The sequence below is a fragment of the Nodosilinea nodulosa PCC 7104 genome (assembly GCF_000309385.1).
Lineage (GTDB): Bacteria > Cyanobacteriota > Cyanobacteriia > Phormidesmidales > Phormidesmidaceae > Nodosilinea > Nodosilinea nodulosa.
Map to the genome: position 1 here is coordinate 4,434,098 of NZ_JH976537.1, position 12,333 is coordinate 4,446,430.

Annotated in this window: 11 protein-coding genes; 8 read left to right on the forward strand and 3 right to left on the reverse strand. The window is 58.5% G+C overall.

Going from position 1 to position 12,333, the window contains the following annotated elements; translation table 11 throughout:
* Positions 1-35 precede the first annotated feature (35 nt).
* From LEPTO7104_RS0120620 to glsA, 8 genes are all read left to right on the forward strand, one after another.
* The gene (locus tag LEPTO7104_RS0120620) at positions 36-3,041 is read left to right on the forward strand and encodes an AAA family ATPase (protein WP_017300487.1); all 3,006 of its coding nucleotides are present in this window, start codon (positions 36-38) and stop codon (positions 3,039-3,041) included.
* Positions 3,042-3,291: 250 nt separating this feature from the next.
* Positions 3,292-3,423, forward strand: a complete 132-nt coding sequence (locus LEPTO7104_RS42425; RefSeq protein WP_264308691.1) for a hypothetical protein — start codon at positions 3,292-3,294, stop codon at positions 3,421-3,423.
* A gap of 139 nt (positions 3,424-3,562) precedes the next feature.
* Entirely contained in the window at positions 3,563-4,519 is a 957-nt protein-coding gene (locus tag LEPTO7104_RS0120625) for an RNA polymerase sigma factor, RpoD/SigA family (protein ID WP_026072905.1), read from the forward strand.
* 367 nt (positions 4,520-4,886) lie between these two features.
* The gene (gene ureC / locus LEPTO7104_RS0120630; protein WP_017300489.1) at positions 4,887-6,596 is read left to right on the forward strand and encodes an urease subunit alpha; all 1,710 of its coding nucleotides are present in this window, start codon (positions 4,887-4,889) and stop codon (positions 6,594-6,596) included.
* A gap of 230 nt (positions 6,597-6,826) precedes the next feature.
* Positions 6,827-7,225: a hypothetical protein gene (locus LEPTO7104_RS0120635; protein WP_017300490.1), complete on the forward strand. Its 399-nt coding sequence runs from the start codon at positions 6,827-6,829 to the stop codon at positions 7,223-7,225.
* Between the two features lie 439 nt (positions 7,226-7,664).
* Positions 7,665-7,985: a thioredoxin gene (gene trxA / locus LEPTO7104_RS0120640; protein ID WP_026072906.1), complete on the forward strand. Its 321-nt coding sequence runs from the start codon at positions 7,665-7,667 to the stop codon at positions 7,983-7,985.
* A gap of 171 nt (positions 7,986-8,156) precedes the next feature.
* Entirely contained in the window at positions 8,157-9,221 is a 1,065-nt protein-coding gene (locus tag LEPTO7104_RS0120645) for an LOG family protein (protein ID WP_017300492.1), read from the forward strand.
* A 66-nt stretch (positions 9,222-9,287) separates the two neighbouring features.
* Positions 9,288-10,244 (forward strand): glutaminase A, encoded by a 957-nt coding sequence (glsA, locus tag LEPTO7104_RS0120650; RefSeq protein ID WP_017300493.1) that lies wholly within the window; start codon positions 9,288-9,290, stop codon positions 10,242-10,244.
* Positions 10,245-10,354: 110 nt separating this feature from the next.
* Here the strand turns inward: glsA and LEPTO7104_RS0120655 are convergent, their stop codons facing one another.
* The 3 genes from LEPTO7104_RS0120655 to LEPTO7104_RS34715 all read right to left on the reverse strand — a co-directional run bounded on the left by LEPTO7104_RS0120655 (position 10,355) and on the right by LEPTO7104_RS34715 (position 12,276).
* The gene (locus LEPTO7104_RS0120655; protein ID WP_017300494.1) at positions 10,355-10,843 is read right to left on the reverse strand and encodes a helix-turn-helix domain-containing protein; all 489 of its coding nucleotides are present in this window, start codon (positions 10,841-10,843) and stop codon (positions 10,355-10,357) included.
* Positions 10,844-10,883: 40 nt separating this feature from the next.
* Entirely contained in the window at positions 10,884-11,567 is a 684-nt protein-coding gene (locus LEPTO7104_RS0120660; RefSeq protein WP_017300495.1) for a ferritin-like domain-containing protein, read from the reverse strand.
* A 190-nt stretch (positions 11,568-11,757) separates the two neighbouring features.
* On the reverse strand, positions 11,758-12,276 hold the full coding sequence (locus LEPTO7104_RS34715; protein WP_017300496.1) for a hypothetical protein: 519 nt from the start codon (positions 12,274-12,276) through the stop codon (positions 11,758-11,760).
* Between the last annotated feature and the right edge of the window lie 57 nt (positions 12,277-12,333).

Below are 12,333 nucleotides of genomic sequence, written 5' to 3' on the forward strand. Positions count from 1 at the left end.
TACTGTAGACTTGGGGTAGTGGTGCTAATGTACCCATGATTCCCAAGCACATTGCCCTCAAAAATTTTCTCAGCTACCGCGATGCCAGCCTCGACTTTAGCGGGCTGCACGTAGTGTGCGTAGCTGGCGCCAACGGGGCCGGTAAATCGTCGCTGCTGGAGGCCATTGCCTGGGCGCTGTGGGGCCAAAGCCGGGCCGCCGCCGATGACGACATTATTCACCAGGGGGCAATGGAGGCCAGCGTTAGCTTTCAATTTCAGCAGGGGGAGCACACCTATCGAGCCATCCGCAGCCGCCACCGCAGCCAGGGGACCAGCCTGGAGTTTCAGGTTTACACCGCAGCGGGCTGGCGGGTGCTGACCCAGCGGGGGGTGAGGGCCACCCAGACGATGATTTGCCGCCATCTTCGACTCGATTACGACACGTTCCTCAACTCGGCCTATCTGCGCCAGGGTGGGGCGGACGACTTTATGCTGAAGCGCCCTGGCGATCGCAAGCAAATTTTGGCCGACCTGCTCAAGCTCAGTCACTACGATCGGCTCGCCGAGCAGGCCAGGGATCAGGCTCGTCAGGCCAAGGTCGAGGCGGGTCTGCGTCAAACCCAGCTCGACGAGCTAGGTGCCGCCCTGGCCAACTATGAGCCCACTCTGCGGCGCCAGGAGCAGCTACAGCAAGCGCTATGCGAGCTCGATCGGCAGCAGGCGAGCGATCGCCAGCAGCAGCAGCAGCTCCATGCCCTGGCCCACAGCTACCGCAGCCATGGGCAGCAGTGCCAGATGCTGCGGCAGCAGCAGGGCCACCTCGCCGCCCTCCTCCAGCAAACCGAGACGGCTCTGGCTACCCTCGCCCGTGAGCAACGCCAGCGCGAAAATCTTCTGGCCGAGGCCGATGCGATCGAAGCGGGCGTTGCCGAGCTAGGTCAGCTCGAGGCCGAAGACGCCCGGCTCAACCAGCAGTTTCAGCAGTACCAGGACTTACAGGCCCAGCGTCAACCCCTAGAGGCCCAGTGGCAGGATCGCTCACAGCACTTCCGCAGTCGCCTTAGCCAGACCCAGGCCCAGCTAGCGGCCGTGCAGGCCCAGCGGGTCGATCTGGAGGAGCTGCTGAGCCAGGGTGAGGTAATCCAGGCCAATCGTCAGCAGTTTTTGGTAGCTAAAACCCAGCTCAAGCACCTCGATGCCCTCCAGCTCCAGGCCGAGCCGCTGCTACAGCGGCGGCGGCAGCTGGAGGCAGGGCTTCAGCAGGCCCAGACTCGGCTGCAAACCAGGTTTGAGGAACTCACCGCCAGGGCCGAGCAGCTTCAGATTCACCAGGGCGATCGCCCCCAGCTCGTGGCCACTGCCCGGGAATTGTCTGATACCCTCAGCTATCTGGAGCAGCGGCGAGCCTACCAGGAGCAGGTGCGCGAAAAGGGGCTAGAACGGCGCAGCTTTATGGAGGTGTTGCAGGCCAACCAGCGCCGCTGTGAAGCCCAGATTGCCCAGATTGGCCAGAAGCTTGGACTGCTGGCTCAGCCCGAAGCGACTTGCCCCCTGTGCGATCGCCCCCTGACCGACCACCACCGGGCCATCGTGGAACAGCGCCACCGCCACGAGCAGCAGGAGCTGCAAGCAGAAATTTGGGTGATTCGAGAGCAGCTGGCCGCCTCCGAACGAGAAATTCAGGTTTTGCGCCAGGAGTACCGGGCCGTGGAGGCTGAGCTAGAAGCCTACGCCCCGGTGCTGCAAAAACAGGGGCAGCTGAGCGCTCAAATGGCCTCCCAGGCAACGGTGCATGAGCAACTCCAGGCCCTAGAAGCCGAGCAGCAGCGCCTGGGGCAGTGCCTAGCCGACAACCAGTACGCCCTCGATCTGCGGGGCGAGCTGCACCACATCGACCAAACCCTGGCCCAGCTGGCCTACGACGATCGCGACCATGCCCTGGTGCGCGGCCAGGTCGATCGGCTGCGCTGGGCCGAGATCAAACACCGCGATCTGGTTCAGGGGCGGCGGCGGCAGCGGCAGCTATTGCAGCGGCAGCAGCACCTTGAGGCCGAGCAAGCCCAGCTGGAAACTGAGCTAGCCCAGCTTCAGCAGAGTGAGGTAGGGCAGGCCCTGGCCGTCGTCCAAGACGCCATCGATCAGCTCAACTACTGCATCGATCGCCACCAGCAGGTGCGCCAGGCTTTGCAGGCAGCCCAGGGGTGGCGGCAGCGCCACCACGACCTGGCGCAGGCCCGCCAGCAGCACGGTGAGCAGGCAGCCCGGCTCAGCCTGCTCCAGGCCCAGGACCAGCAGCAGCGGCAGGAACTGGCCCGCCTGAACGAGGCCCTGCTGGCCCTAGAGGCCCAGGGCAAAACCTTCAGCTACGATCCCAACGCCTTGGAGGTCCTAGAGGATGCGATCGCAGGGCGGCAGCACCAGCGCGACGCCCTGCTAGCTCAGCTCGGCGCCCTGGACCAGGCTCGTCAGCAGCTCGAAGAGCTTCAGCAGGGGCTGGCCCAGCAGCAGCAGCAGCTGGCCGCCGTTCGGCAGCGGCAGCGCACATACCAAGAGCTAGCCCAGGCCTTTGGCCGCAACGGCATTCAGGCCATGATGATTGAAAACCTGCTGCCCCAGCTGGAGGCCGAAACCAACCACCTGCTGGGGCGCCTTAGCGCCCACCAGCTCCACGTCCGCTTTGTCACCCAGCGGGCGACCAAGCGGGGCCAGGGGGTAATCGATACCCTGGATATTTTGATTGCCGACGCCCATGGCACCCGGGCCTACGAAACCTACTCCGGCGGCGAGGCGTTTCGGGTTAACTTTGCCCTGCGGTTGGCCCTGGCTCGGCTGCTGGCCCAGCGGTCCGGCCTGGCCCTACAGCTGCTGATCATCGACGAGGGCTTTGGCACCCAGGATCAGCAGGGGTGCGATCGCCTAATTGCCGCCATTAACGCGATCGCCCCTGACTTTGCCTGCATTCTTACCGTCACCCACATTCCGCACTTTCGAGAAGCCTTTCAAACCCGCATCGACGTGATCAAAACTGCCCAGGGTTCCCGGCTTTCGCTTTCAGCTTAACAACCCTTTGCAAGGATCCAATACAGCGGATTGATGCTCAAAATTTATTAATATTCTTTTTAGATTTTAAGAATTTCTTTCTTCGCAATCTCAAAAATATGTCTTCTGGGATGCAAACCACCCAACTGGAGGGCTTTAATCTAGGGACTGTTGGCCTGCAATTCAGGCAGCGCTGAGTATTAATAACCATTCACGCTTTCTTTCATAAATGTTACAGTTGTTTACACAAACAATTAATAAAGTTATAGCCATGAGCCCTGTTGAAATTCTGCTGGAAGCTGGTGCAGCCCTAGTCATAGCCGGTGCGATTCTCAAGCGTCGTGCTGAGGAAGCTGCCCTTGAAGCTGAGCCGATTCCTGTACCTGTGCGATCGCGCCCTTAGGCCGACCGCTTCAGCCCGTTAGCTGTGCGATCGTCAGCGGTATTGACCTGACGTCAATTTTCGCTGACCCGCGCCTTTTGCGGTTAGGCCGCTGCCTAGCCCGATGTTCCTCCGACACTATTCCCTAGGTTGCTGAGTTATGAGAAGTGTGCAGAATTCTACGGATCTGGTGCGCACCTACCTGAAGGAAATCGGTAAGGTGCCCCTGCTCACCCACGAGGAAGAGATTGTACTGGGTAAGCAGGTGCAGAAGCTGTCGGCTCTAGAGGCGGAAAGGCGGGCGCTGGAGGAGACTACTGGCGACGCAATCACCCTTGAGCAGTGGGCCGAAGCGGTTGAGCTGCCGGTAGCTGAACTAGCCACCATTGTGCGCCAGGGCAACCTGGCCAAGCGCAAAATGGTAGAGGCCAACCTGCGCCTGGTCGTGTCGGTGGCCAAGAAGTACATCAAGCGCAATGTCGACCTGCTCGACCTGATTCAGGAAGGCACCATCGGCATGCAGCGCGGGGTGGAAAAGTTTGACCCCACCAAAGGCTATCGTTTCTCCACCTACGCCTACTGGTGGATTCGCCAGGCCATTACCCGCGCCATTGCCGAAAAGAGCCGCACTATTCGGCTGCCTATCCACATCACTGAAAAGCTGAACAAGCTTAAGAAAGCCCAGCGCACCCTCTCCCAGCACTACGGTCGAGCGGCAACGGTAGCTGAGCTGGCCGTGGAGTGCGACCTCACCACCAAGCAGGTGCGTGACTACCTGGAGAAGTCACGCCAGCCTCTCTCCCTCGACCTAAAAGTAGGTGACAACCAGGATACGGAGCTGGGTGAGCTGCTGGAGGATGACGGCCCATCGCCCGAGGATTTCGCTACCCAAGTTTCCCTGCGCCAAGACCTGGAGCGTCTGATGGGTGAGCTAACTCCCCAGCAGCAAGAGGTGCTTTCCCTGCGCTTTGGCCTAGCCGATGGCAAAACGATGACGCTGGCAAAAATTGGCGACCTGCTGTCTATTAGCCGCGAGCGCGTGCGCCAAATTGAGCGCGAAGCCCTAACCAAGCTTCGCAAGCGCCAGGCTGACATTCGCGAATACCTGGCTAGCTAGGGGAGGAGCCTGCAATCGTAGCGCAGCCCGTGGGTCAATCACCCACGGGCTATTTTTTGTCAACACAGATGAGTTTCTCCAAATCGGCTGCCGTTAGCCGCTCAATCCTTTTAGCACCCAGTCTCGAAGAGGCTCTGGGCAATGGACTATGGCTATAGTCACGCTGGTTATGACAAGGAGAGACTTTGCGAACCTTCAAACGTCCGAACGCTGGCTCTGAGCAATCTCCTAACCTACCCGTCGGCTGATATATCTGCTCTTTTCCCAAATCTAGGAGCCGTAATCGTAGTCTGATTGACCAAACCCGGGAAATCCCGCATTCTAGAGTGGTTCTAGCTAGATTTGCCCCCCTTTTTGAGGAGTCCCCATGAGCTACCGCATGGACCGCCGTGCCTATGCCGAGACCTTTGGCCCTACGGTGGGCGATCGCATTCGCCTGGCCGACACCGAGCTCATCATTGAAGTGGAGCAAGACTTCACCACCTACGGGGACGAGGTGAAATTTGGCGGCGGCAAGGTGATTCGCGACGGCATGGGCCAGTCGCCGATCGGGCGCGACGCCGGGGCAGTGGACATGGTGATCACCAACGCTTTGATTTTGGACTGGTGGGGCATTGTTAAGGCCGACATCGGCATCAAAGACGGCAAAATCTTCAAAATTGGTAAGGCGGGCAACCCCTACATCCAAGACAGCATCGACATCATCATTGGTCCTGGAACCGAGGTAGTGGCGGGCGAAGGCATGATTGTCACCGCCGGGGGCATCGACAGCCACATTCACTTCATTTGCCCCCAGCAGATTGACACCGCGATCGCCTCGGGCATCACTACCATGATCGGCGGTGGCACTGGCCCCGCCACCGGCACCAACGCCACTACCTGCACCCCCGGGGCCTGGAATATCTGGCGCATGCTGCAAGCCGCCGATGCCTTCCCCATCAACCTGGGCTTTTTGGGCAAGGGCAACAGCGCCCAGCCCGAGGGCCTGGTAGAGCAGGTCAAGGCCGGGGCCATGGGCCTCAAGCTGCACGAAGACTGGGGCACCACCCCCGCCACCATCGACGCCTGTCTGGGGGTGGCCGACGAGTACGACGTGCAGGTGGCCATCCACACCGACACCCTCAACGAGGCGGGCTTTGTGGAAGACACCATCGCCGCCTTCAAAAACCGAGTCATTCACACCTACCACACCGAAGGGGCAGGGGGCGGCCACGCGCCCGACATTATCAAGGTTTGCGGCGAGGCCAACGTGCTGCCGTCTTCCACCAACCCCACCCGCCCCTACACCCGCAACACCCTCGACGAGCACCTCGATATGCTGATGGTGTGCCACCACCTCAGCCCCAGCATCCCTGAAGATATTTCCTTTGCCGAATCGCGCATTCGCCGCGAAACCATCGCCGCCGAAGACATTCTCCACGACCTGGGGGCCTTCAGCATGATTGCCTCCGACTCCCAGGCCATGGGCCGGGTGGGGGAAGTGGTGATTCGCACCTGGCAGACCGCCCACAAGATGAAGGTGCAGCGCGGCGCCCTGGCCGAAGACAGCGATCGCAACGACAACCACCGGGCCAAACGCTACGTGGCCAAGTACACCATCAACCCCGCCATCACCCACGGCATTGCCGATCACGTGGGCTCGATCGAGGCGGGCAAGCTGGCCGACATTTGCCTGTGGAAGCCAGCCTTCTTTGGGGTCAAGCCGGAGCTGGTGATCAAGGGAGGTGCGATCGCCTGGGCTCAGATGGGCGATCCCAACGCCAGCATTCCGACGCCTCAGCCGGTACACATGCGGCCCATGTTCGGCAGCTTTGGGGGGGCGATCGCGGCCACCTCCCTCAGCTTTATCTCTCGAGCGGCCCTGGACGCTGGAATGCCTGCCCACATTGGCCTCACCAAGACAGCGGCGGCGGTGGCCAACTGCCGCAACCTCAGCAAAGCCGACATGAAGCTCAACACCTACCAGCCCCGCATGGAGGTCAACGTCGAGACCTACGAAGTGCGGGCCGACGGCGAACTGCTCACCTGTGAACCAGCGGAGGTATTGCCCATGGCCCAGCGGTACTTTCTGTTTTAGCGCTGCGCTAGCCCTAGGGCGTGTCATCAATTCTCGCTACAATCCCTATCCCATAGGCGTTGCCACGCCCGACCCCAAAAAAACAGGCTAGGGGCTGTAACCACTGATTCTTAGGCCATTGGCAATTAATTGATGACAGCCCCTAGCGTTCTCCATGGCAGCGTCTCCCCCCGGAAGGATGGCGCAACCCCAGGTAAAACCTAGGCTAAAAGCATCGCATGGGAAACAGTATGAACGTTCGCAATCGAATCCTAGCTCTGGCCGCCGTTGTTCTGGCCATAGCTGTTGGATTGATCGTTTGGGGCACCGCGCTCACCTACGCCGGGCAGGGGGCCGAACCCTCGTCCATCGATCGAGAAATAGTGGACCCTACCCTAGAGCAGCCGCTTGATTTGGACATTGCCCGCGATCGGGCCGAAGAACTCGCCGGAGGTGTCTATAATGGCCTAGACACCACAAAGCAGCTGATCGGCAAGACCGAAGCTCGCAATGAGGCGATCGAGCATGGCCGCGATCAGGCCAGCAGCACGCTGCAAAATCTGGCAGATAAAGCGCAGCGGGCCGAGGCCTCAAACGATGAGGTGCTGTCTGAAACCGATAGGCGAATCCTAAAGCACATCTCGCAGTAGAGGGCGGCTTCAGGGGGTTTGGCAATGGCACAGAAGTCGGTAGAACTCCTGGCTTGGCAAAGAGCCTGGACGAGAGCGCTCACCTAAAAAAGTCTGCTGCGAACAATTTACAGGTTCCCGAAAGCAGTAACAATTTTTGGTTACCACAAATTTGTTGAGAATGTCATTGGGCGGTGGCAGATTTTCAAGTGTCCACAGTAGAATAGAGACGTACTGAAACCTTTGTTTCAGTTCACTCCTCACACCACACTCCGCCCAGGCCTTTGGTCTGGGCGGTTTCTTATAGAGATCCATCCCTGGCTTGAGAAACCCCGCCACGGCGTCGTTTCTGTTAATAGAAGGCCGTTTTGCTAACCAGATGTTGCATTTCGACTCAAGTTGGCTGGGGATTGGCTATGGTAAGATTGCGTGTGGTTAACAACGGCAAGGAACACTAGGCATGGCAGCCGCTCAGGTAACAGATTCTACTTTTAAGCAAGAAGTTCTCGAAAGCACCGTCCCGGTCTTGGTTGACTTTTGGGCCCCTTGGTGTGGCCCCTGTCGTATGGTGGCCCCGGTGGTAGAAGAAATTGCTGAGCAATACGATGGCCAGGTAAAGGTCGTCAAGATCAACACTGACGAAAACCCCAGCGTGGCCAGTCAGTATGGCATCCGCAGCATTCCTACCCTAATGATCTTCAAAGAGGGTCAGCGGGTTGATATGGTGGTGGGCGCTGTACCCAAAACCACCCTGGCTAACACCCTCGAAAAGTATCTCTAAATAACGATCTCTAGCCCAGCGTCTGCCAGAGATAAAGGTGGGCCGGGTTCAATGCGAGCAGCAAATCACCCTTCAGGGAGGCATTAGCCTCTCCCTGGAGGGTTTTTGGAACGGCAAGGGGCAAAATTGTCGCTAAAATAGAGTGCTGCCTATATTGGAAACCAACGGCGTATGGTCGCGCTTCCCTCAGATTTACCCTCTAGCGTTCAGGCTGACCTGGCTACGGTGCTGGAGCAGTTGCCCCACCTCGAACATGGCAGGCTCATTCGGCAGGTGCTAGAGACTATTTTGCGCATGATGGGGCGCGAGGCAGATCGCCTAGACTGGAAAATTTTGAACTATGCCCTGCTCGATATGGAGCAGGGATTTCAGATCTTTTACCCCTACCGGCACACCCGCAAAATCACAATTTTTGGCTCAGCTCGCACTGGCGCCATTAGCCCCGATTACCAGCTGGCTGAGCAGTTTGCCAAACAGATCACTGAACTGGGCTTTATGGTTATGACCGGGGCGGGGGGCGGCATTATGGAGGCGGGCAACGCTGGGGCCGGCCCCGATCACTCCTTTGGTCTCAACATTCAGCTGCCCTTTGAGCAGGGGGCCAACCCAGTGATGGCGGGTGACCCCAAACTGATTAACTTCAAGTATTTCTTTACCCGCAAGCTCTTCTTCCTGCGCGAAAGTGATGCTCTGGTTCTGTTCCCTGGCGGCTTTGGCACCCAGGATGAAGCCTTTGAGTCTTTAACCCTGATTCAAACCGGTAAAGCTGACCCCATGCCCGTTGTGCTGGTCGACCACCCCGGCGGCGACTACTGGCAGGGCTGGGACAGCTACATCCGCACCCACCTGCTAAATCGGGGCTTGATTAGCCCCGACGACCCCAGCCTCTACACGATTACCGACAATGTCGACGATGCCTGCCACGCGATCAGCAGCTTTTACCGGGTGTACCACTCCTGTCGTTACGCGGGCGATCGCCTGATTGTTCGGCTGAAGTGCGACCTGTCCGATGGGGCCGTTGACCTGCTCAACGACGAATTTGGGGATATTTTGGCTAAGGGCAAAATTGAAAAGTCTGCTGCTCTACCCGAAGAGCACGGCGACGAAACCGCCACCATGCATCGGTTGATCATGCACTTTAACCACCGCGACTTCGGTAAGCTGCATCGGTTTATTTGGCGGCTCAACGACCTGGGCGATCGCCGCCCCGAAGCCCAGCACCCCGAGCAGAAGTAGAGGTCCGATTAATTCGCGTTCCTGCGCCCGTTTGTGCCCTGTCCTGCCCTTTGAAAGCCCTCCCCCATGGCCCAGGTTCAAGCCTTTCTAGAGCAGCTCCACCACGAGTTCAAAGGCATCTCCGCCGGTAAGTTGGCCTCCTATATTCCCGAGCTGGCGCGGGCCGATCCCGACTGGTTTGGCATTAGCATGGTGACGCTCGATGGCCGCACCTTTGAGGTGGGCGACATCGCCCAAAAGTTCACCATCCAGTCGATCTCTAAAGTGTTTGTCTACGGCATGGCTCTGGAGGACTATGGCCGCGAAAAACTGCTCAAGAAGGTGGGCGTAGAGCCAACGGGGGATCCGTTTAATTCGCTGATTCGCCTAGATGAAGACTCAAAGCGCCCGGACAACCCGATGATCAACGCGGGCGCGATCGCCACCACGGGTCTGATCACCGGCCATCACCCCGCCGAGCGCCTCAACCGCATGCTGACCATGTTTCAGAACTATGTGGGCAACGAGGTGTTTGTGGATGTGTCCACGTTTATATCTGAGCGATCCACCGGCCACCGCAACCGGGCCATGGCCCACCTGATGCTCAATTTTGGCATGATCGATCAGCCCATCGAAGAAGCGCTGGATCTTTACTTTCAGCAGTGCTCAGTGCTGGTCACCTGCCACGATTTGGCTGTTATGGCCGCGACTCTGGCCAACCAGGGGATAAACCCCGTCACCGGGCAGCGGGCCGTTGGGGCCGAGCACGTGCGCGATATTTTGAGCGTCATGTATACCTGCGGCATGTACAACTTTGCTGGAGAATGGGCGTTTCGGGTGGGTATTCCGGCCAAGAGCGGGGTGTCAGGCGGCATTTTGGCGGTAGTGCCCAACCAGGCGGGCATTGCCGTTTTCTCTCCCCTGCTCGATCACCACGGCAACAGCGTGCGGGGACTCAGGGTATTTGAAGCCCTGGCCCAGGAGTACGGGTTTCATTTGTTCGACCTATCCCTGGGCCGCTGCAAGTTTACCAGCCGCGATTAAAGCAGGCCGCTCTCTCTAGGCGCTAGCCGAGCAGGGGTTTAAGCATTTGCAGCTGCTTTCAGCGCCACCCGCCCTGGATCGCGCATAACCTAACCAGGGCCTCATGCAGCCTACTCAATGTCTCCGAAGTTGACCTGTTTGGCAATGAGACTCAGCAGCTTGCGTTTGGAGCGATCGGGTTCGTACTTGCTGTTTTCCCACTCACTCACAGTTTCCCGGCGAACGCCTAGCTCACTGGCAAATTTCTCCTGGCTGAGCCGTTTATAAACTCTCAGCGCCTTGACGGCGCTACCGTTCCAGTCAATTTCCCCATCTTTAATTTGGATGTTGTACATCGCCTGCAAAGTCTGGAAAGTGACTGTTTGCTCAGCTAGATCGACAGTCTCAACCTGATAACCTGCCCCCACCCAGGCTCCGGCCTGTAGCGCGCTGTCGCTGTCGCGATTGGTCCACCAGGTTGTTTTCTTAAACGCTGACTTGGGCAGTGAACTACCCATCAAGGCTTCAATTTCACTAAACGTCAGCGTTATGGCGTCTTGCTTACAGCGAAGCAAGTGTTCGAAGATTGGATGGTACTTGCTTCCTGGCTTAATGCTCATGAAAGGAATTGGTCAAAACCTTATAGAACGGGCGAAACTATTAGATTAAAGACAGGTCTGGCTTTTGGCCGGGCTGCACCAGGCTGGGGCGCTCAGTGGCGGGTTTGGTCAGAAATTCCACTACTTTACCCAAATCCTTGAACATTTTGCTTTCAATGTCGCGACGGTAGGCGTCCACCACCGAAGTCGCACGGAAGTAGCGCAGGGCGTCGGTGAGGTAGCGCACGTGGCGTTCTTCGTCTCGTAGCACCGACTCAAGGGCAGTCCGGGTGACGGTGAGATCGCTGGGCAGCGCCCTAAGGATACAGCGAAATCCTCGTACACCCATTTCTTCGGCCAGCAGCACGCTAGCAAGCAGAGAGGGCAAGGGGGCAGCAGCGAGATCGTCGACTTGGTGGTAGCGTCGCATGGAACCCTCCCCTACGCTAGAGAGCGATTGCTGAGCCGCCTCACTGTCTAGATCGATAAAATAGCCCTCGCGCTCCACAGCTTTGGTAAAGATTTGAGCATGGCGCACCTCGTCGGAGATGTGGCGCTGCATTTGCTCATCGAGCCAGAGGGGAATTTCAGCCGTTTTTACCTGGCGAATGCGATCGACGGTGCGACTTCCCTCAGCTTCTTGCAGCGCCAGCGAGGCAAACAAGTGGGGCCGCCGCTGGGGATTCGCAGCGCTTTGGCTGTAGTAGATGGCGGTGAAGCCAACAAACAAGTAGTGCTGGAGCATAGCTGGGAATGTTAAGAAAGGATCCTGCTGACTAGCCTAGCAACATCGTTAGACGCGTTTGGCCGAAACGCGGCTAGGGAGACAAAGAAGACAGGCCCCTAACCAGTAAACCGCAGCGACCGAGGTCACCACGGCTTAGATTTCCTGAGCTGAGGTCTGAGCAGCTTGGGAAGAAGGTACTAAAGACGCCCTAGGCTAGCTCATCTTCGTCGTCAACGGGGACTTCGTCGTCAACGGGTACCTCTGCCACAGGGCTGGGGGGTGGAGCAGCCACCGGCGCGGGAGGGGGCGACATCTCAGGGGCCGGGTCCAGCGGAGCCGGGGGGGCAGCGGCTGGCGCGGGGGGGGCTGGTTCTGGTTCTGGAATACCCAGCTGCTGGCGAGCCTGGGAAAGCAGGTAGGCCGTGCCCGACTGGACCGTGTCGAGCAGCGCCTGACCCGTAGATGCTATGGACTGGGGTTCTTCGGAGCTAGGACTTTTTTCGCTCAGGCCGATATACCAGGCGCGGGTGCTGCGACCTAGGCCAACGGCGGTGCGATAAAACCATTCACCACCCACAAAGGTGAGACAAATGATCAACCACAGTAAAATACCGACCTCGCGGAGAATATCCCAGGTGCGAGTCAGGGTCTTTCGGTAGATCTGGCCAGTATCGGCGGAAAATAGCAGCTGGCTGACGATATTAGCCTGTTCTTTAACTTTGTCCATAGCTGTCAAGTCTCCAATGGCTGAGCATGGGTTCGATAATGACCGCCTTCTGCCTAA

Excerpts from the sequence above, each read along its gene's own strand:
- trxA (WP_026072906.1), top strand. The coding sequence starts at position 7,665 with ATGGCAGCCGCTCAGGTAACAGATTCTACTTTTAAGCAAGAAGTTCTC.
- ureC (WP_017300489.1), top strand. The coding sequence starts at position 4,887 with ATGAGCTACCGCATGGACCGCCGTGCCTATGCCGAGACCTTTGGCCCT.
- LEPTO7104_RS42425 (WP_264308691.1), top strand. The coding sequence starts at position 3,292 with ATGAGCCCTGTTGAAATTCTGCTGGAAGCTGGTGCAGCCCTAGTCATA.
- glsA (WP_017300493.1), top strand. The coding sequence starts at position 9,288 with ATGGCCCAGGTTCAAGCCTTTCTAGAGCAGCTCCACCACGAGTTCAAA.
- LEPTO7104_RS0120635 (WP_017300490.1), top strand. The coding sequence starts at position 6,827 with ATGAACGTTCGCAATCGAATCCTAGCTCTGGCCGCCGTTGTTCTGGCC.
- LEPTO7104_RS0120660 (WP_017300495.1), bottom strand. The coding sequence starts at position 11,567 with ATGCTCCAGCACTACTTGTTTGTTGGCTTCACCGCCATCTACTACAGC.
- LEPTO7104_RS0120655 (WP_017300494.1), bottom strand. The coding sequence starts at position 10,843 with ATGAGCATTAAGCCAGGAAGCAAGTACCATCCAATCTTCGAACACTTG.
- LEPTO7104_RS0120645 (WP_017300492.1), top strand. The coding sequence starts at position 8,157 with ATGGTCGCGCTTCCCTCAGATTTACCCTCTAGCGTTCAGGCTGACCTG.
- LEPTO7104_RS0120625 (WP_026072905.1), top strand. The coding sequence starts at position 3,563 with ATGAGAAGTGTGCAGAATTCTACGGATCTGGTGCGCACCTACCTGAAG.
- LEPTO7104_RS34715 (WP_017300496.1), bottom strand. The coding sequence starts at position 12,276 with ATGGACAAAGTTAAAGAACAGGCTAATATCGTCAGCCAGCTGCTATTT.
- LEPTO7104_RS0120620 (WP_017300487.1), top strand. The coding sequence starts at position 36 with ATGATTCCCAAGCACATTGCCCTCAAAAATTTTCTCAGCTACCGCGAT.